Origin of the sequence: Bordetella genomosp. 7 (assembly GCF_002261265.1) — a bacterium.
In the GTDB taxonomy this organism is placed as follows: domain Bacteria; phylum Pseudomonadota; class Gammaproteobacteria; order Burkholderiales; family Burkholderiaceae_B; genus Bordetella_A.
The window spans coordinates 46,549-64,206 of record NZ_NEVK01000003.1 but is presented as its reverse complement, the minus strand read 5'-3'; the positions used below and the strand labels follow the sequence as shown (position 1 = coordinate 64,206).

Annotated in this window: 16 protein-coding genes and 1 tRNA gene; 8 read left to right on the top strand and 9 right to left on the bottom strand. The window is 64.3% G+C overall.

Annotation, left to right across the window (positions count from 1 at the left end; translation table 11 throughout):
• Positions 1 to 11: 11 nt before the first annotated feature.
• On the bottom strand, positions 12 to 764 hold the full coding sequence (locus tag CAL19_RS02610; RefSeq protein WP_026641036.1) for an IclR family transcriptional regulator: 753 nt from the start codon (positions 762 to 764) through the stop codon (positions 12 to 14).
• A 196-nt stretch (positions 765 to 960) separates the two neighbouring features.
• Here CAL19_RS02610 and CAL19_RS02605 point away from each other — a divergent pair, with 196 nt between their 5' ends.
• From CAL19_RS02605 to CAL19_RS02570, 8 genes are all read left to right on the top strand, one after another.
• Positions 961 to 1,878: a Bug family tripartite tricarboxylate transporter substrate binding protein gene (locus tag CAL19_RS02605; protein WP_170941495.1), complete on the top strand. Its 918-nt coding sequence runs from the start codon at positions 961 to 963 to the stop codon at positions 1,876 to 1,878.
• 15 nt (positions 1,879 to 1,893) lie between these two features.
• Positions 1,894 to 4,191, top strand: coding sequence for a xanthine dehydrogenase family protein molybdopterin-binding subunit (locus CAL19_RS02600; protein ID WP_094795947.1), 2,298 nt, complete (start codon positions 1,894 to 1,896; stop codon positions 4,189 to 4,191).
• A gap of 11 nt (positions 4,192 to 4,202) precedes the next feature.
• Positions 4,203 to 5,003, top strand: a complete 801-nt coding sequence (locus CAL19_RS02595) for a CoxG family protein (RefSeq protein WP_094795946.1) — start codon at positions 4,203 to 4,205, stop codon at positions 5,001 to 5,003.
• A complete protein-coding gene (locus CAL19_RS02590; RefSeq protein ID WP_094795945.1) occupies positions 5,003 to 5,866 on the top strand; it encodes an FAD binding domain-containing protein in 864 nt (287 codons plus the stop codon). The genes CAL19_RS02595 and CAL19_RS02590 overlap by 1 nt, the downstream gene beginning before the upstream one ends.
• Entirely contained in the window at positions 5,863 to 6,363 is a 501-nt protein-coding gene (locus CAL19_RS02585; protein WP_081745763.1) for a (2Fe-2S)-binding protein, read from the top strand. Before CAL19_RS02590 ends, CAL19_RS02585 begins: the two co-directional genes overlap by 4 nt.
• Before the next feature lie 8 nt (positions 6,364 to 6,371).
• Entirely contained in the window at positions 6,372 to 7,589 is a 1,218-nt protein-coding gene (locus tag CAL19_RS02580; RefSeq protein WP_094795944.1) for an FAD-dependent oxidoreductase, read from the top strand.
• A 4-nt stretch (positions 7,590 to 7,593) separates the two neighbouring features.
• Complete coding sequence (locus CAL19_RS02575) at positions 7,594 to 8,292, top strand: isochorismatase family protein (RefSeq protein ID WP_038852595.1); 699 nt, start codon at positions 7,594 to 7,596, stop codon at positions 8,290 to 8,292.
• A 188-nt stretch (positions 8,293 to 8,480) separates the two neighbouring features.
• Complete coding sequence (locus CAL19_RS02570; RefSeq protein WP_026641042.1) at positions 8,481 to 8,855, top strand: winged helix-turn-helix transcriptional regulator; 375 nt, start codon at positions 8,481 to 8,483, stop codon at positions 8,853 to 8,855.
• On the opposite strand, the gene CAL19_RS02565 is transcribed toward CAL19_RS02570, so the two are convergent.
• From CAL19_RS02565 to CAL19_RS02530, 8 genes are all read right to left on the bottom strand, one after another.
• Positions 8,824 to 9,645: an alpha/beta fold hydrolase gene (locus CAL19_RS02565; RefSeq protein ID WP_094795943.1), complete on the bottom strand. Its 822-nt coding sequence runs from the start codon at positions 9,643 to 9,645 to the stop codon at positions 8,824 to 8,826. The genes CAL19_RS02570 and CAL19_RS02565 overlap by 32 nt on opposite strands.
• A 78-nt stretch (positions 9,646 to 9,723) precedes the next feature.
• Positions 9,724 to 10,467 (bottom strand): YdcF family protein, encoded by a 744-nt coding sequence (locus CAL19_RS02560; protein WP_026641044.1) that lies wholly within the window; start codon positions 10,465 to 10,467, stop codon positions 9,724 to 9,726.
• A gap of 42 nt (positions 10,468 to 10,509) precedes the next feature.
• Positions 10,510 to 12,135, bottom strand: coding sequence for a GMC family oxidoreductase (locus CAL19_RS02555; protein ID WP_094795942.1), 1,626 nt, complete (start codon positions 12,133 to 12,135; stop codon positions 10,510 to 10,512).
• A 298-nt stretch (positions 12,136 to 12,433) separates the two neighbouring features.
• Positions 12,434 to 12,509: transfer RNA gene (locus CAL19_RS02550), tRNA-Lys, on the bottom strand.
• Between the two features lie 50 nt (positions 12,510 to 12,559).
• Positions 12,560 to 13,357: a MetQ/NlpA family ABC transporter substrate-binding protein gene (locus CAL19_RS02545; protein ID WP_026641046.1), complete on the bottom strand. Its 798-nt coding sequence runs from the start codon at positions 13,355 to 13,357 to the stop codon at positions 12,560 to 12,562.
• 29 nt (positions 13,358 to 13,386) lie between these two features.
• On the bottom strand, positions 13,387 to 14,040 hold the full coding sequence (locus tag CAL19_RS02540) for a methionine ABC transporter permease (RefSeq protein ID WP_026641047.1): 654 nt from the start codon (positions 14,038 to 14,040) through the stop codon (positions 13,387 to 13,389).
• Positions 13,997 to 15,085, bottom strand: a complete 1,089-nt coding sequence (locus CAL19_RS02535) for a methionine ABC transporter ATP-binding protein (protein WP_026641048.1) — start codon at positions 15,083 to 15,085, stop codon at positions 13,997 to 13,999. Before CAL19_RS02535 ends, CAL19_RS02540 begins: the two co-directional genes overlap by 44 nt.
• A gap of 194 nt (positions 15,086 to 15,279) precedes the next feature.
• Entirely contained in the window at positions 15,280 to 17,505 is a 2,226-nt protein-coding gene (locus CAL19_RS02530) for a glycoside hydrolase family 31 protein (RefSeq protein ID WP_026641049.1), read from the bottom strand.
• Positions 17,506 to 17,658 lie beyond the last annotated feature (153 nt).

The following is a 17,658-nucleotide window of genomic DNA, read 5'->3' as shown; positions in this document are numbered from 1 at the left end:
CCATGGGCCCGCTACGCGGCAGACCGCCCGGCCGCGTCCCAGCTGTCAAACAGCGTTGTGTCTCCGCCCAGCCGGCGCGTCAAGTCCGCCGCGGCGGCCAGCAAACGGGCGGACATGGCGGGAATCAAGTCGTCCGAGAATCGGGCGGCCGGCCCCGACAATGCCAGCGCGCCGCGCAGGCGCTTCTGCGGCCCGAACACCGGCGCCGCTATGGCGGCGATATCGGGTTCGCGCTCGCCGATGGTAATGATGTACGGCTGCGCGGGCGGCTTCGACCCGGATGCCAGCCCCGGGTCAAACACTGTGAGTACGCGGCCCGCCGCACCCTTGTCGAGCGGCACCAGATCGCCTGTGCGGATATGGTCGCGAATAGAGCGTGGTGAATCCACCCTGAACAGGCACACGCGGTGGTCGCCCTCGCGGGTAAAGAACGACGCACCCTCTTCGGTTTCCTGCACGAGCTTGCGCAGGATGGGCGGCACGTGGTCATCCAGGCGCAGCGCGGCCTGATACAGCCCCCCCCAGTGCAGCAGCATCGAACCCAGCTGATAACTACCATCATCCAGGCGCACGATGCAGTGCTCACGCACCAGCGTCGAGAGCAGCCTGAGGATCGTGCTTTTGTACATCCCGGTACGGCGCGCAAGTTCGTTCAGGGACAAAGAGCTATCGCCCGCACGGAATGCGTTCAACACAGCAATTGCCCGCTCTACCGCGGCAACGCCCCCGCCCGATTTCGTGTCGCTATCCGGTGCTTCCGACATTTGTTTCTCTGTCTGGTGCTTTTCCTAGTTGACATTGTAGCGTACTGCTACGCAGAATATCGTTCCTCTATACAGAACGCACAGGGCCGTGCGGCACTCGGCCTATTTCATTGTTTTTACAAACTGGGGGTACCGAAGCATGCGCAACATTCATTGGAAGAGATTTGTCGCCGGGCTAGCCTGTGGACTGGGCATATTGGGTGCGGTCCAAGCCCAGTCCTATCCCAGCACGCCCATCACCCTTATCGCGCCTTACCCGCCGGGCGGGGCCACCGACCTGTATGCCCGCTCTGTAGCTGCCGGCCTGGAAACACTGGGGCAGCCGGTCGTCGTTGAGAACCGCGCGGGCGCATCGGGCATCATCGGCGCCGATTACGCGTCGCGCGCGGCCGCTGACGGCCACACCATGCTTATCGGCGCCTCGTCCATGTTCTCGGTGCTGCCGCTGCTCAGCGCACGCATGAACGACGTCTATGAAAAGATCGAACCCATATCGTTGCTGGGTTTCAACCCGTCGTACGTCGTCGTCCCCGGCACGCTGCCGGTGAACTCCATCCAGGAACTTATCGCATACCTGAAGGCCAACCCCGGCAAATTCGGCTACGGTTCGGCAGGCGCGGGAACGTCCCAGCATGTGTTCATGGAGTTGTTCAAGCAACGCGCCGGCGTAGATGTATTCGCCGTGCAGTACAAGGGCAGCGGGCCCATGGTCATAGACCTGATCGCCGACCGCGTGGTCATGGCCATCGAGCAAGGCCCCGCAGTTCTGCAGCACATCAAGTCCGGCAAGCTGAAAGCCCTGGCCGTCACCACCGCAAAGCGGTCCGAAGCCCTGCCCGACGTGCCGACCCTTGCTGAAAGCGTACTGCCCGGTTTCGAGGCAGTGACGTGGTTCGCGCTGTACGGCCCCAAAGGGCTGCCGCAAGAAGTGCTCGACAAAGTCGTTCCGCAGGTGGCCAAGACCATGGCGTCTCCGGAAGTCAAAGCGCGCCTGGGCGCCGTGGGCGTAGAGCCCGCGTCCAGCACGCCCAAAGAAGTCGCCAAGCGCCAGGCCGCGGAAACCGCCATGTGGAAAGACGTGATCGCACGCTCGAACATCTCGCTTGAAAACTGAGGCCCAGGCCCGATCATGCATTCGACGCCCCCCCTTTCACTTGGCGCGGAGCCGCGCGCCGACTACCTTGAAAAGGTAACCGGCGCCGCGGTCTACGCAAGCGACGTCACGGTGCCGAATATGCTGCACGGAAAAATTCTGCGCAGTACGGTGCCGCACGCGCGCATCGTCCAGATCGACGTCAGCGCGGCGCTTGCCATGCCTGGCGTGGCCGCCGTCCTGACGGGCGACGATCTGAAAGATCTGCCTGGCACGGAAATCCGCTGGGGCCTCTCGTTGCGTGACAGGCCTGTCATTGCAGTGGATAAAGTCCGGTACGTGGGCGACCCCGTGGCCGCGGTGGCCGCGATCGACGAGGCCACCGCCGAAGCGGCGGTCGATGCCATCCACGTCACATATGATCCGCTGCCCTATTCCACCACGGCCCAAGACGCGCTCAGCGAAGGCGCCGCCCTGGTCCACGAAGACATGGACGTCCTCAAGGACTATTACTTCCGCGGACATTGCAATCCGGTGGCAGGCACCAACCAGTTTCAGCAATGGAGCTATGAAAGCGGCAACCCTGACAGCATTTTCCAGAGCGATGTCAGGGTCTTTGAAGACACGTTCACGTTCCCGATGGTCTTTCACTACGCAATGGAGCCCCACGTCTGCGTTGCGCACTGGACCCCGAAATCGCTCGAGATCTGGAGCGGCGGCCAGACGCCCACCGCGATCCAGCGCGTCTGCTCCGAGATCCTGGGTGTTCCGTTGGCGTGCGTCCGCGTGCATTCCCCTTACGTAGGCGGCGGCTTTGGCGGAAAAGCATCCGTAAAGATCGACCCTTTGGTAGCGGCGCTCTCCTGGAAGGCCCGCGCGCCGGTGCGTATCTGCCTGTCGATCGCCGAATCGATGCTGACCTGCAGACGCCTGGACGCCGAACTCACCCTGAAGACAGCGGTGGACCCGCACGGCAAGATCGTCGCCAAGTCCGTACGCGCCGTGCTCAACGGGGGCGCATATGCCGACACGGGGCCGGCCATCGCCGTCAAGGCCGCAATCCGTGCCATCGGTCCGTACCACATACCCAACCTCAAGCTCGAGGCAGTCGGCGTCTATACCAATACAGTGCCGGGCGCCGCCTTCCGGTCAATTGGCGGCCCGCAGGCCGTGTGGGCGACTGAATCCCAGATGGACATCATCGCGCATGAGCTGGGCATCGATCCCGTGGAATTCCGCATGCTCAACCTGGCCGACAAGGGCCAGACCATCAAGCACGACCTCAGGCCGATCGACGTCGACATGCGGCGCTCATTGCGCGCAGCCCTGGATACCCTGGGCAGCCTGCCCGAACCTCGCCACGAAGGCCCCCGCGCGGTAGGCGTGGCGGTGGGCGCCACCGACCCTGGCATCATGCCTATAGGCGGCGCCATTGTCCGGCTGCGAGCCGACGGCTCGGTCAGCGTATCGGCCAATACGGTAGAAATCGGCCAGGGAAGCCGCGGCGTGTTACGCATCGTCGCCAACAAGGTGCTGAACCAGCCCCTGAACAAAATCACGGTGGCCGAGCCCGATACCTTGCAGGCCCCCTACGACTGGGGCACTGGCGCCAGCCGCTCTACCGTCATCATCGGGCTGGCCGTGCAACTGGCCTGCGAAGACATCGTGCGCCAGGTTTGCGACACCGCCGCGGACATTCTGGGCGGGTCTGCGCAAGACTACCAACTCGTCGATAACGCCGTACAGGGCCCGGCGGGTTCCATAGAACTGATCGAACTGCTGCGCCGTTTCAACGGCATGGCGGCCGGTGAGTTCCTGGGCGTCGGCCGCGTCAATCCCAATACCAAGAATGGCGCGTTCAAGATCCAGCCGCTGTTCTGGGAAACCGGCGCCGGAGCGTTCGAGATCGCCCTCGACGAAGACACAGGGGCCATCCGGGTACTGCGTGTCGGCGGCGCCGCGGACCTGGGCCGGGTGATCAACCCCAAGGCGGCGGAAGGCCAGGACGAAGGCGCCATGGTCATGGCGCTGGGCCACACCCTGTCCGAAGAATACATCTACGAAGACGGCCAGGTCGTCAACGGCACCCTGTTTGACTACAAGGTGCCCACGACAGAAGACGCCCCGCATCACGTCGGCACCGCGCTGATCGAAAGCGGAGACGGCCCCGGCCCGTTCGGCGCCCGCGGGGGCGGCGAAGGCGCGATCTTGCCTGCCGCGCCGGCCATCGCCAATGCGCTGTTCCAAGGGTGGGGCATCCGGGTGAAAGAACTTCCGCTCACGCCCGAGCGCGTCTGGCGCGCCCTGCGTGACAAGAAACCAACCAAAGACTAACTATTGACGCCATGGACTTCAGAATCGACGCCTTGCTGCCGGCTACCGCTGCACAGTTGTGGGCCATCTTCTTCGACGTAAAGCGCGTGGCCGCGCTCATCCCCGGCTGTGACAACGTCGTTGAAGTCGAAAACCTCAAAGAGTTCTCGGCGGTAATGCGCCAAAAAATCGGGCCCTTCAAGCTCGAAGTTCCCACCGCCATCCATATCGACTCCTACGATCCGCAGCGGCAGGTGTCGCTGAAGGCCGCAGGCTGCGACAAAGCCACCGGCACCACCATAGATGTGGGCATGGTGGTCAACCTGGAAGAACAGCGCGACGGCGACCGCACCATGTGCAAGCTCGATGTCACCGCCACGATGCAGGTCGCCGGCCGGCTGGCATCGTTGGGGTATCCCATAGTCCGCAAGCGTTCGGAACAGTTGTTCGCTGAATTCGAGCAGCGCCTGCGCGACGAACTGTCCGGCGTCGGCCAGGATAGGTCCCCGGCACAGCAGGTCGCATCCGCAACTACACCGACGGGCCGCGTCGCGCCTACGGCGGTCGAGCCACGCGCGGCTGCGGACGCGACGCCAAGCGCCGCCGCCCAGCCCGCCCAAGCAGCCGCCTCGCCGGCCGCGCCTGTGCCGGCCGCACGTGAGCCCAGGGCAACGGTTACTGAACTGGTGTTTCTGTGGCCCCGGCTGGGCATCAATGTTGCCGTTGCCATCGGCGTGGCACACGGGGCGGTCGCCTTGGGCGAATCGCACTGGTGGTGGCTGGCTGCGCCGCTGCTGGGCGTTGCGGCCAGCCTGGGCAAGCGGGGTGCGTGATGCGGCCGAAGAGATTTTTTCTTCACCGGCCCAAAAACCTTGACGAGGCGCTTGCCCTCAAGGCGCGGCATGGTGACGAGGCAGCCTTCCACGCGGGCGGCACCGAATTGCTGGTGGCGTTGAAAGCCCATGTCCTGCGCTATGAACACGTCATCGACCTGAAGCAGGTCGATGAACTCAAAGGCGTGCGCCTGGACGCCGACCACACCATCGTCATCGGCGCACTGGCCACGCATGACACCATCGCCAACCATCCCATTGTGCGCGAGCGCCTGCCTGGATATGCCGAACTGAGCGAGAACGTGGCGAACATCCGCGTACGAGTGGCCGGTACGCTGGGCGGCGTGCTGTGCTTTGGCGAACCGCACGCCGACGCCCCCACCATGTTGTCGGCCCTGGACGCCTGGGTCGTGCTCGCCGGCCCCAAAGGTGTGCGCGAAGTGCCCTCCAGGGATTTCCATCTGGGCGAGTTCACCACTGCCCGCGACGAAGACGAGATTCTGGTGTCGATCAATATCGCGCCGCAATCTCGGGGGACACGGTCGGCCTATCGCGCCTTCGGCCATACCGAGCGGCCGGCGGTCGGCGTCGCAGCGGTCTGGTCTACCGACAATCCGCAACGGCTGAGCCTGTGGGCCGGAGCGATATCCTCGCGGCCCGTGCGGCTGGCACGCGCGGAACAAGCCGCCTCGGATATTCCCCATGGCCTGGATGCCGAACAGACGTGGGGCCGGCTCAAAGACGCTGTCGCCGCCGACGCCGCCAGTATCGAAGCCCACGACGATCTGCACGGCGGCGCCGACTACAAACGCCATCTCGTCTCGGTGCTTGCCGGGCGCGCTATCAGGGCATGCATATCATGAGCCACATCGACCAAGAAATTCCATTGATGCGCGTAGACTTCAAGCTCAATGGCGCGCACGCGAGCGTCGAAGTCGAGCCGCGCGAAATGCTGATAGACGTATTGCGCGACCGCCTTCACCTGAAGGGCACCAAACGATCCTGCGACGTGCAGGTCTGCGGCGCTTGTACCGTCCTGCTCGACGGCAATCCCGCCTCGAGCTGCACCACCTTGTGCGCGGACGCGCACGAGCGCGAAATCACCACGATCGAAGGGTTGGCGCAAGGCAGGCAGCTCGACCCCGTGCAGCGTGCGTTCATCGCCCATGGCGCGCTGCAATGCGGGTTCTGCACCCCCGGAATGATCCTGGCCGTCAAGTCGATGCTTGCGCGATATGACAACCCGTCGGAAGAAACCGTGCGCCACTATCTGCGCGGCAACATCTGCCGCTGTACCGGATACGTGAAGATTCTCGAAGCCATCATGGACCTCGTCCATAACCCGTCAAAGTATCAATAGAGGGACAAATGTCTGACTCCACGAATAAACAAGGCCGCCCCCACGTGCTCATCGCGGGTGCGGGAATGGGCGGCTTGACGCTTGCGCTCGCCCTGCTTCAGAAAGGTTACGACGTCGACGTCTACGAACAGTCGGCCGAACTTCGCGAAGTCGGCGCCGGCCTATGGATTTCGGCCAACGGGTCCAAGGTCATGAACGCGCTGGGCCTTGCCGAGCAGTTGCAGAAAATCAACCTGCCTCCGCAGGATCGACTGATCCGCTACTGGAAAACCGGCGAATCCAAGTCGGTTCTGCCATCCAACGCTTCGCCCAAGGCAGACCACACGCTGGTGCAGGTGTTGCGCGCAGAACTGCAACGCGTGCTGTACGAAGCCGTGGTCCGCCTCAAACCCGACGCGGTTCATTTCGGGGTGCGCACCATCGGCGCCGAAACCGTCGACGGCCGCGCCCGCCTCCTGATCGAAAATGGCGAGTATGTGGAAGGCAACGTCGTAGTAGGTTGCGACGGCGCACACTCCCGCGTGCGCCAATCGCTTTTCGGGCCCGCCCCTGCCCGCTATACCGACGCGTTGGCCTGGCGAGGCCTTGCCCCGATGAACAAGCTCAAGCCACAGCACCGCGAGCCGCTTGCCTCGACATGGGTAGGCCCTACGGCGCATGTCACCACCTACCCTGTGCAGCGCAATGGCGAGCTGTTTGTCAGCTTTTCTGCGCAGGTCGACAGTTCAACCTGGCACACCGAATCGTGGTCCGAAAAAGGCGACCTGGCCGACGCGCTCAAAGACTTCGAAGGCTGGCACCAGGACATTCTCGACCTTTTCATCAGTTCGGAAAACCTGTTCCGGTGGGGGTTGTTCGTCCGCGACCCGCTGGACGCCTGGTCCAAAGGCCACGTGACCCTTCTGGGCGACGCCTGCCATTCGATGACGCCCTACCTGGGCATGGGCGTCAACATGACCATGGAAGACGCCTACGTGCTCGCGCGCTGTCTGGAGGCAGGCGGCGGCGATATTCCGGGGGCGCTGCAACGCTATGACCACGCGCGGATCGCACGCGCCAACCGTACCAAGGCCGAATCGTTGAAGATGCTGAAGATATTCCACAGCCCCGCATTGGAGCAGCCCGGCACCGCCTGGCCCTACATCGACCGGCAGTGGTCCACCGAAGCAGTGCGCGAACGCTACGACTGGCTGCTCCAGTACGATGCAACCACGGTGGAGATCTAAGGCAATGACGCAGGTACAGGTCAAGCGACGCCCGTGGCACGGGATCATCCCCGAAAACGAGATCGATATTTACCAGAAGGCGGGCTGGGGCGCCCCGGCGGGCATCGGCAAGCGCGCCGCACTGCTGGTTATCGATGTGCAGTACCGGTCGATGGGTTATGCGCCCATGCCTATCGAACAAGCCATCGAATCAATGCCTACCAGCTGCGGCGAGCATGGCTGGCAAGCCGTGCCGCACATTGCGCGCTTGCTCGATGTGTTCCACGAAATGGGTGCGCCGGTCATTTATCCTTATGTCGCGCCTAAACAATCCCATGACCGCGGCCAGTTCGAATCCAAAGTGCCGAAGGTGATGTCTGTGGCACCTTCTGATTACGATTTCGTGAAAGAAGTCAGTCCGAAGGCCGGCGATATCCAGATTCCCAAGTTCCAGGCCAGCGCCTTCCATGGCACAGGATTGGCCAGCTACTTGGTTGGCCGGAGCATCGATACCCTGGTAGTCACCGGCTGCACGACCAGCGGGTGCGTGCGGGCCACGGTGGTCGACGGATGCGCGTTGAACTACAAGGTGGTGGTGCCTCAGGACGCGGTCTACGACCGCTCGCAGGTATCGCACGCCGTCAACCTGTTCGACATGGCCAGCAAGTACGCCGACGTCATGCCTACCGACGATCTCGTCACACTGCTTCGGGCCCTCAAGTAGGCGGGCGCCGGCGGCCCGGGTGTCGCCACATCCGGGCCGCAGGGCGATGCCCCCGATTCCGGGCTCCTGCGGCTCGACACCCGGGGCGCTTCAAAGGCGGACCCGAGATTTTTCTTGACACGGAGAACCCCTACAGCGTAAGATTTTTATATCGCGATAACTATTATCGCACTTAACGACACCAGCCCATGAGAAAGCAATACACCCCCGAGTCGGCTGCAGCCGATGTCGAGACCGTTATCCGCCTGCTCGAAGGGCGCTGGAAGCTGATCATCCTGTTCCACCTGTTCTCGGAAAAGGTGCTGCGCTATTCCGAACTCGAACGATCGATCCCGGGCATATCGCAGAAGATGCTGTCGCAGCAGCTGCGCCAGCTGGAAAGCTGCGGCATCGTCGTGCGCACGCTGTACCCCGAAGTCCCGCCCAAGGTCGAATATCAACTGTCGGAATGGGGCAAGGCGCTGTGCCCGGCCTTTGACGCCATGTTGCTGTGGTTCGAACAACGCCCGCCGGCGCATGATTCCGTTGCCGCTACGCCCGCCCCTCAATCACGTCCTGGGTGAACTCCCGCAACAGCCGGTTGATCACGTCCGGCGTTTCCCAGAACGCTGAATGGGACGCGTCGGCAATGCGCAGGCATTCGCCTCGCCACAAACGCGCGTAAGGCACGCTGTCGACATAATCCACGTTGATGATGCGGTCGTCGGCGCCATTGACGATGGCGGTGGGCACGGCCGCTGCCGCCACCGTTTCGCGCTGGTTCACGCCTGCGGCGCGCCCGGCTTCGCCAAACAACGTAGGCCTGAAGACGGCATCGGTGCGTTCGATCGCCTGGCGCATGAAGGGTTCGACGCACGGGCCAAAAACCGCCGAGGCAAAGTACGCCGCCTCTTGCGGCGTCAACTCGCCTTTCGAGGCCAGCCCGTTCAGTGGCTTGCCGTTGAACCCCTGCGCGATATCCAGGCCTACCGGCGGCGAGCCCATCAGGAAAAGCCCGCCAGGCACGGCCGAACGGGCCAGCATCTCGATGGCGACATGCCCGCCCAGCGACGCGCCAACGACAACGGCGCGTTTGATATTCAGCTGGTCCAGCAGTTCCAGCATCATGCCGGCCAGGCCCGGCAGGATATAACTGCGCCCTGGGTCGTGGGCGTTTTCTGACTCGCCATGCCCGGGCAGGTCTGGCGCCACCAGTTTGTAGCCGTCCAGCAGCCCGGAAGAAAACTGGTTCTGAAACACGCGCCGGCACGCGGAGTTGCCGTGTATGAACACAATGGGAAAGCCGCTGCCCTGGACTTCTGTGGCAATGCGGCCGTGCGATGTGACGACGTCGTGTCGCGTTGATATTCGCATGAACTGGCTCCGGGAAAACTGTACAGGCAATGGTCGACAAGCCCTGCGGGCGCTATCCGCCCGGCATGGGCGGCGCGCTCAGGACACCCTGGGCGGATTCCAGCCCATCAGGTTATAGACGTGATAGCGGGCAATACCCAGGTATTCGTGCAGCGCCAGGTCTGCAACGGCAAAGTTGTAGGCCACCGGCATGGCCGACGACAGGACACCGAAGTAGTCAGCACGCGCGGGCGTGGCAGACACGCCGAAATGGCCGAAATAAAGCAGGCTGCGCCGCATGTGCATGCTTGATGTGACCAGCACGATGCGGTCGCCTGCATCGGCGTTCAACATCGGGCTGGAAAACTGCGCGTTCTGCCACGTGTTCCGGCTGCGGGGCTCCAGCACCAGTTGCGCGCTGTCCACGCCCAAGCGGACAAGCAGTTGCCCGTAGATTTCCGCCTCGGACACGCCGAGCCCGGCGGGGTCGCCCCCGCTTAGCAGCACCTTGCATTCGCCGCTGGCCTGCCGGCAGGCCGCGTACAGACGTGCGGCCTCTGCAATCCTTGCATAAGCAAACGGGCCCGGCTCGGCGCGGTCAGCCACCTGTTGCAAGCCCGCGCCCAACACCACAATGACGTTGCGCGCGCCCCAGTGCACGTCCGGCTTCTGTTCGAAGTCCGATTGCAGGCCGTCGGCCAGCGCGCGGGCGGCGGGCCCGCAGCCCACCGCCACGCCATACAACGCCAGCACGGCGCAAATCGCCAGGCCGGCGCGCCGCCAGCGCAAGATCAGGCAGCAGGCCGCCACCGCAATAAGCAACACCAGAAAAAACGACGCCACGCCTGGATCTCCAACGATTTCAAGAAATAAAATGCCCGGCCGTCACGCGATCGGGGTGGGGGTCGCGCGCATGCCGTGCGCCGCTTTGATGAAGTCCGCGGCCCGCTCGCCAATGACTACGCAAGGCGCCATGGTGTTGCCCGCCGTGATGCGAGGCATGATCGAGGCGTCGGCCACGCGCAGGTTCTCGATGCCATACACCCGCAGTTGCGCATCGACAACCGACATCTCGTCCCTGCCCATTTTGGCGGTACCCGCCTGATGCCAGTAGGTGATCGCGGCGTTTTTCAGGAACTGGACCATGTCTGCCCGGTGGCGGTAGCGCGGGGCCACTTCCCGCTTGACCAGTCCGCTGAGCGCAGGGTGGTTGCCGATCTCGCGCGTCAGCTCCAACGTGGCCACCGCGGCGTCCAGATCCCGGGGGTCGCTCAGCGCGTTCGGATCGATCAGCACGGGGTCGCCGGGGTTGGGCCCTGAAATGCGAACCGTGCCGCGGCTCTTGGGCCGCCCCAGCCCCGCAAACATTGTCCAGCCATGCTCGGGCGCCACAACACCGGTTTCGGGCGGCGACGGCACCGCGAACTCCAGCTGGCACAGCAATACGTCCGGTTCGCTCATGCGGGCGTCGCTCTTCCAGTACACCGTGCTTTCGCACCCGCCGGCGCCCACCGGCTGCGGCGTCTTGTATTCCCATGTGCATCCGAATGCAATGTGGTCCTGGTGGTTCTCGCCCACGCCCGGCAAATGTGCGTGCACCGCAATGCCGTGCTGCCTGAGCAGATCGGCGGGGCCGATGCCGGACTGCATCAGCACCTTCGGAGTATTGACTGCTCCCATGGACAGCACCACTTCGCGCCGCGCGTGGACGGTGCGCCGCTGGCCCCGCACCGCCAGCGCCACGCCGACCACCTTCTTGCCGTCCAGCACCAGCCGCTCCACGAGCGCGTCGGTGACCACCGTCAGATTGGGCCGTTGCAACATCGGGTGCACGTACGACCGATAGACCGACTCGCGCTTGCCGTCGCGGATGCGCAGGTCGGCAAAGGCGGCCCCGCCAGGGCGTTCCATCATTTCGCCATTCGGGCTGTCGTAGCGGGGAATGCCGATCGCGCCAGCGGCTTCGACCGTGGCGTGCGCCAACGTCTGCGGCGAGGCAGCGGGCGCCACATAAGCCGGCCCGCCGATGCCCCGGCGCACGCTGTCCGGCGCGCCTTGCCAGTCCTCTATCCTGCGGTAGTACGACAGTATGGATTGATAGCCCCAGCCTGCATCACCGGACTCGGCCGCATAGAAGTCCCAGTCAGACTGGTGGCCACGCGCCCACACCATCACATTGATGCTGGAGCCGCCGCCCAGGCCCTTGCCCATGCTCAATGGCAGGCGCCTGCCGTTGAGCGCTGCGGTGGGTTCGCCCACGAACGCCCAGTCGTGGGTGGACCCCAGATTGGTGGGCCAGAGCGCCGGGTCGGCAATCCGCTCGTGCGCATCGTGCCCGCCGGCCTCGAGCAACAGCACGCGCGCATCGCCGTCTTCTGCCAGGCGCGCGGCCACCACACACCCGGCCGAACCGGCGCCGCACACGATAAAGTCGTAAGAGTCCTGCAATGGCCCCGCAAAGGCCGCATCGATGGCTTGGAGATCAGGTTGCGCTTGCGTATCAATGTTCATGAATAAATCGCGTCGTTGAGTTTGAGTAGAACGCCCGCGAGACGCAAACAACCAGCCATCTGGCGCCTTGCCTGGTTATCGGGATGCGAGGGGGGCGAACATGAGCACCAGGTGATCAGGCCGGTGCGGACGCAATTCTGCGCAGTGTTGCGCAACCTTTCAAGAACGCACGAGATAGTAAGGAACTTACCGCGGCGCCGTTTCGGCCTCGGCAAGCGTGCGTTTTCATGGGGGGCGACGCCAAAAGAAAAGCGCCACCCAAAAGGGTGGCGCTGATCATGTGCATGCTGCGAATTCGTGGTGGGTCGTGCGCGACTCGAACGCGCGACCAACGGATTAAAAGTCCGCTGCTCTACCAACTGAGCTAACGACCCGACCGAAGCGCGAAATTATGACGTACTTCAGCCGGGCTGTCAAAAAGGCCTTACCAGGCGGCTACCACCGCGCCCTTGAACTTCTCGGCGATGAATGCCTTCACCGGCGGGCTTTGATAGATTTCCACCAGCTTGCGCAGATCGGCACGGCCCTGGTCTTGCTCGCGGATCGCCAGCACATTGGCATAGGGCGATTCCGAGGATTCACGCGCGATGGCGTCGGTATTGGGGTCCAGGCCGGCTTCGAGCGCGAAGTTGGTGTTTACCGCGGACGCATCGGTATCGTCCAGCGAGCGCGGCAACTGGGCGGCGTCGAGCTCGACAAAGCGCAGCTTGCGCGGGTTCTCGGCCACATCGATCGGCGTGGCTTTCAACCCGGCATCCGGATTCAGCTTGATGAGGCCTTGCTGTTGCAGCAGCAGCAAGGCGCGGCCGCCGTTGGTGGGGTCATTGGGAATGCCGATCTGCGCGCCCTGCTTCAGCTCATCCAGGCTCTTGACCTTCTTGCTGTAGATGCCAATGGGAAAAATCACCGTCTTGGCAATGCTGACGAGCTTGTAGCCGCGGTCGGCATTGGCGGCATCCAGGTAGGGCTGGTGCTGGTAGCTGTTCATGTCCAGATCGCCTGCCGACAAGGCCGCGTTCGGCTGCACGTAGTCGCTGAACTCGATGATCTCGACTTCGATGCCCTGCTTGGCGGCTTCCTGCTTGACCACGTCGAAAATCTGCGCGTGCGGCCCGGCCGTCACGCCCACTTTCAGGGGCTTGTCCTGCGCCAGGACGGGTTGCGCAACGACGGCGGCGCCCAAGGTCAGCGCGGCCAGCGACTTGATGAATTTGATGCTCATGTTGCTTGGGTTCCAGTGAAAAAACGGTATCAACGATGCGACATGCGGCGCACCAGCCAGTCGCCCAGGCCCTGGATCACCTGCACCAGCACGACCAGCACCACCACCACCGCCAGCATCACTTCGGGAAGAAACCGCTGGTAGCCGTAGCGGATGCCCAGGTCGCCCAGGCCGCCTCCGCCGATGGCGCCCGCCATGGCCGAATACCCGATCAGGCTGATAATGGTGACGATGGTCGCGGCCACCAGGCCCGGCAGGGCTTCGGGCAGCAGCACCTTCATGATGATCTGCAGCGGGCTCGCGCCCATGGCGCGCGCCGCGGTCAGCAGGCCGGAATCGACCTCGCGCATGGCGTTCTCGGCAATGCGCGCCATGAACGGAATGGCGGCCACCGACAGGGGCACGATGGCCGCCGTGGTGCCGATCGACGTCTGTGCAACCAGGCGCGTAAACGGAATGATGGCCACCATCAGGATGATGAACGGCACCGACCGGGTAATGTTGACGATGGCGCCCAGCACGCGGTTGACCAGCAGGTGCTGCAGCATCGCGCCACGCGCAGTCACGACCAGCACCACGCCCATGGGAATGCCCACCAGCACGGCGATCAGGCTGGGAACGCCCACCAGCAACAGGGTTTCAAGCAGCGAGTTGACGAGCAGATCGATCAGTTGCGGGCTCATAAGCAATTTCTTCTACTGATATGTCCTGGGCGGCCAGTGCGGCCAGCGCCTGGCCCAGTGCCTGGGCGGAGCCCTGCACCAACAGGAACAGCGTGCCGACGGCAACGCCTTGTATGTCTTCGACTCGCGCCTGCACCAGGCTGACGTCGAGCGCGTGCTCGCGCGTCAGGTCGGACAGCAGCGTGCCGGCCGAGGCGCCGCCGGCCAACCGCAGGCGCAGCAACCGCACCGCCCGGTCCGGATGCGCGGCCCGCAGCGCGGCAATGCGCTCGCGGGTCGCGGCCAGGGTGGCGTCGGTAAGGTCGGACGCCGTGGCGGCAGACACCATCGCGCGCGTGACCTCGTGCCGCGGACTCGCGAAAATATCCTGCGTGCGCCCCATTTCGACGACCTCGCCATGCGACAGCACCGCCACACGGTCGCAGATCTCGCGCACCACTTCCATCTGGTGCGTGATCATCACCACGGTAATACCCGTCTGGCGGTTGATGTCGCGCAGCAGGGCCAGGATGTTGTGCGTTGTTTCGGGGTCCAGCGCCGACGTGGCCTCGTCACTGAGCAGCACGTCGGGGTCGTTGGCCAGCGCACGGGCAATGCCCACGCGCTGCTTCTGGCCGCCGCTGATCTGGCCGGGATAGCGGTCGCGCAGATGCTCCAGGCCCACCAGCGCCAGCAGGCGCTCGACCCGGGCGGGAATCTCGCTGCGCGGCACGCCGGCGATTTCGAGCGGCAGCGCCACGTTGCCATATACCGTGCGGCGCGCCAGCAGGTTGAAGCCCTGGAACACCATGCCGATGCGGCGGCGCTGGCTGCGCAGGCGCGCCTCGTCCAGGCCGGTCAGGGGCGTGCCGCCGATCACGATCTCGCCGTGATCGGGGCGTTCCAGCAGATTGATGCATTGCACCAGGGTGCTTTTGCCGGCCCCGCTGGGGCCGATAATGCCGAACACCTCGCCCTGCTCGATATGCAGGCTGATGTTTCGTAGCGCCTCAAAGCGGCCATGCGGCGTGGCGTAGCTCTTTGAGAGATTTTCTATGTGAATCATGACGGTGCGATTTTGGAGGACCGGCCATCCAAAGAGAACGACTGATTATTCTCTTTTTAATAACTTTTAGTTATTTAAAGCCGGCCGATGGCGCGCCGGGAACGGATAAGCCCCCGCGCCGCGCGGCGAACCATAGCACACGCCGCAACACAGCGCCGGCCGCCGAAGGCGCCGGCGCTGTGTTGCGGACCGTGCTACCTGGCGCGGGAAATCCGCACTTCGGCGCCGCGGCGTTTGACTTCCAGGCCTTCGGACGGAAGGATACGCAGCCCTTCCAGGCCCTTGATATAGCTGGAGCCCTGCATCTGCATCACGCGGATCTTGTTGCGCATGACCACCGGGTTGTGCATGGGCATGCCGAACATCCAGACTTCGTCGAGAATGCGGGCCGAATTGAATTCGCCGGCGTGCTGCGCAACCGGACCCAGGCACAGCATGTGGCCTTCGCGACCGAACACCGGGAATTTGTCGGTGCCGCATTCCAGTGTCCAGGTGGTGCCGCCCTCGTAGCGGTGGCCGGTGTTCAGGTCCCACCAGGCTTCGCCCTTGGGCAAATAGACACGCACGCTGCTGCCGGGCTGGGTGACCGGCGCCACCAGCAGCGCCGGGCCCAGCAAGTACTGCAGGTCCCAGTCGTGGGCGTCGGGGTCGTTCGGGAAGCTCAGCGCCATGGACCGCTGCACGGGCAGTCCGGTACGCACGGAATCTTCAATGGCGCCCAGCACGTACGGAATAAGGCGGTAGCGCCACTGCAGCCACATGCGCGCCTGTTCCAGCACGTCATCGCCAAACGCCCACGGCATCAGTGGCGCAACCCCCTGGAAGCAGAAGTTGGCGGAAAACACGCCCATGGTGAGCCAGCGCAGGTAGAGCTCGGGCGTCATGCCGTCCAGCGGCGCCGAAGCCGAGCCGATGGAATGCACTTGCACGGGCACGCCGCTGGCGCCTGTGGACAAGGCCGTGCGCAACGTATGTTGCAGCCCGTCCCAGTCGTTGGTGACCTGCGGGCCCACCTGCCAGGGCAGGCGCTGCGCGGCCGGGAAAAGGTCGGTGCTGGGCACGACGCCCTCGGGCGGCACTTTGTGGCCTGCCACGGCGTCGAACAGCGCGCGGCGCGCCAGCAGCGGATACATGGTGCGCAATAAGGCGCCAGTTTCGCCGTTACGCGCGCTGACGCCATCGGGAATGGCAATCTGCGCATCACAGGCGGGCGCATCCAGCCCGTCGTCGAGCAGTTGGCGATGCCGCTCGATCCACAGGTTGTAGACGTCGCGATAGGTCAGGTCGAGCAAGCCATACGGCCGGCCGCCGCTGGCCGCATTGCCGTCAAAGACCTGGGCGCTGCCGTCTTCGCGCGTCAGCAGCCAGCCGCGGTCTTCGAGCTCTTCGAACAAAAGCGTGGACTTGATGACGCCCGGAAAGCCGATGGCCGCGACATGCACATGATGCTTGTGGAACAAGGCCAGCATCTGGCGCGCATCGGGAAAGCGCTGCGCGTCCCATTCGAATACGGGTTTGTCGGCCTGAAAGCCCCACGCTGCGGGGCCCGCCAACTTGACGGCATCCAGGGGCAACTGCTGCTCGCGCATCTGCGCCACCAGGGCCGCGGTTTGCGTGGCCATTTCGCCGTCGGCCTGTTGCAGCCAGGCGCCCATCGCCCACAGCACCGGCTGCCCGGCCCGGCCGGTCAGGGCGGTGTACTGATTCAGCACTTCGCATGGTTCGCCGGCGAACAGGAACACGTCGAGGACAGCGTCTTCGACCGACAAGGCATAGGCGCTGTCGGCCGGCGCCACGCCCACGTCATGGTGCACGCGTTGCATGGTGTTGACATACACTCCCCAGCCGCGCGGGCTCCAGGCCAGCGGCAGGGCGCGGTGCTCGGGATCGTCGGAAACGACGGATTCATCGCGACGGTTCAGGTCGCCCGAGGTCTCGCCCAGGCCGTAGACGCGTTCGCCCGGCTCGAGCGTGAAGGCCGCGTTCCAGACCGCATGCTCGGCCTCGTCGAGCGCATTGAACCCGAAGGCGGGCTGGTGGGCCGAGACATCGGAAGCCAGCAGCCTTGCATCGCCCCGGTGCAGCGTGATGCGGACGGGATCGGGCTGGACTTCGAGCACGACGTCGCCCTGGGCGATACGCCAGCCATTGCCGTCATCGCGCGGGGCGATGGTGCATTCGCCCACGGCCTCTTGGCGCGCCAGCAGCATCTCGGCCACGGCCCGCGCGCGCGCGCCGGGTTTCTCGTCGGTGAGCAGGTTCGCCTGGCCGAAACGCAGGCGGAACACCCCAGGCGCATGCGCCTCGACTACCAGGCGCAGCCCGTCGCCGGCATCGAAGTCGATGCGGCTGGAGCGCGACGACAGCAACTCGATCGATTCGAGTTGGGTAGTGTGGGCATAGTCGAATTTGGGCGGCACAGGTATCCCCCGGCTTAAGCCAAAACCAATTAAAAGACGCTATTTTGACGGATTTGGCCCTCGAAATAAACTCGGTCCCTGTTTTCGCACCTTGTTGCGAAGCCCAGCGGGCCGCGAACGGAGACCCTTCGCAGCGCAGCAATTACTCACTCG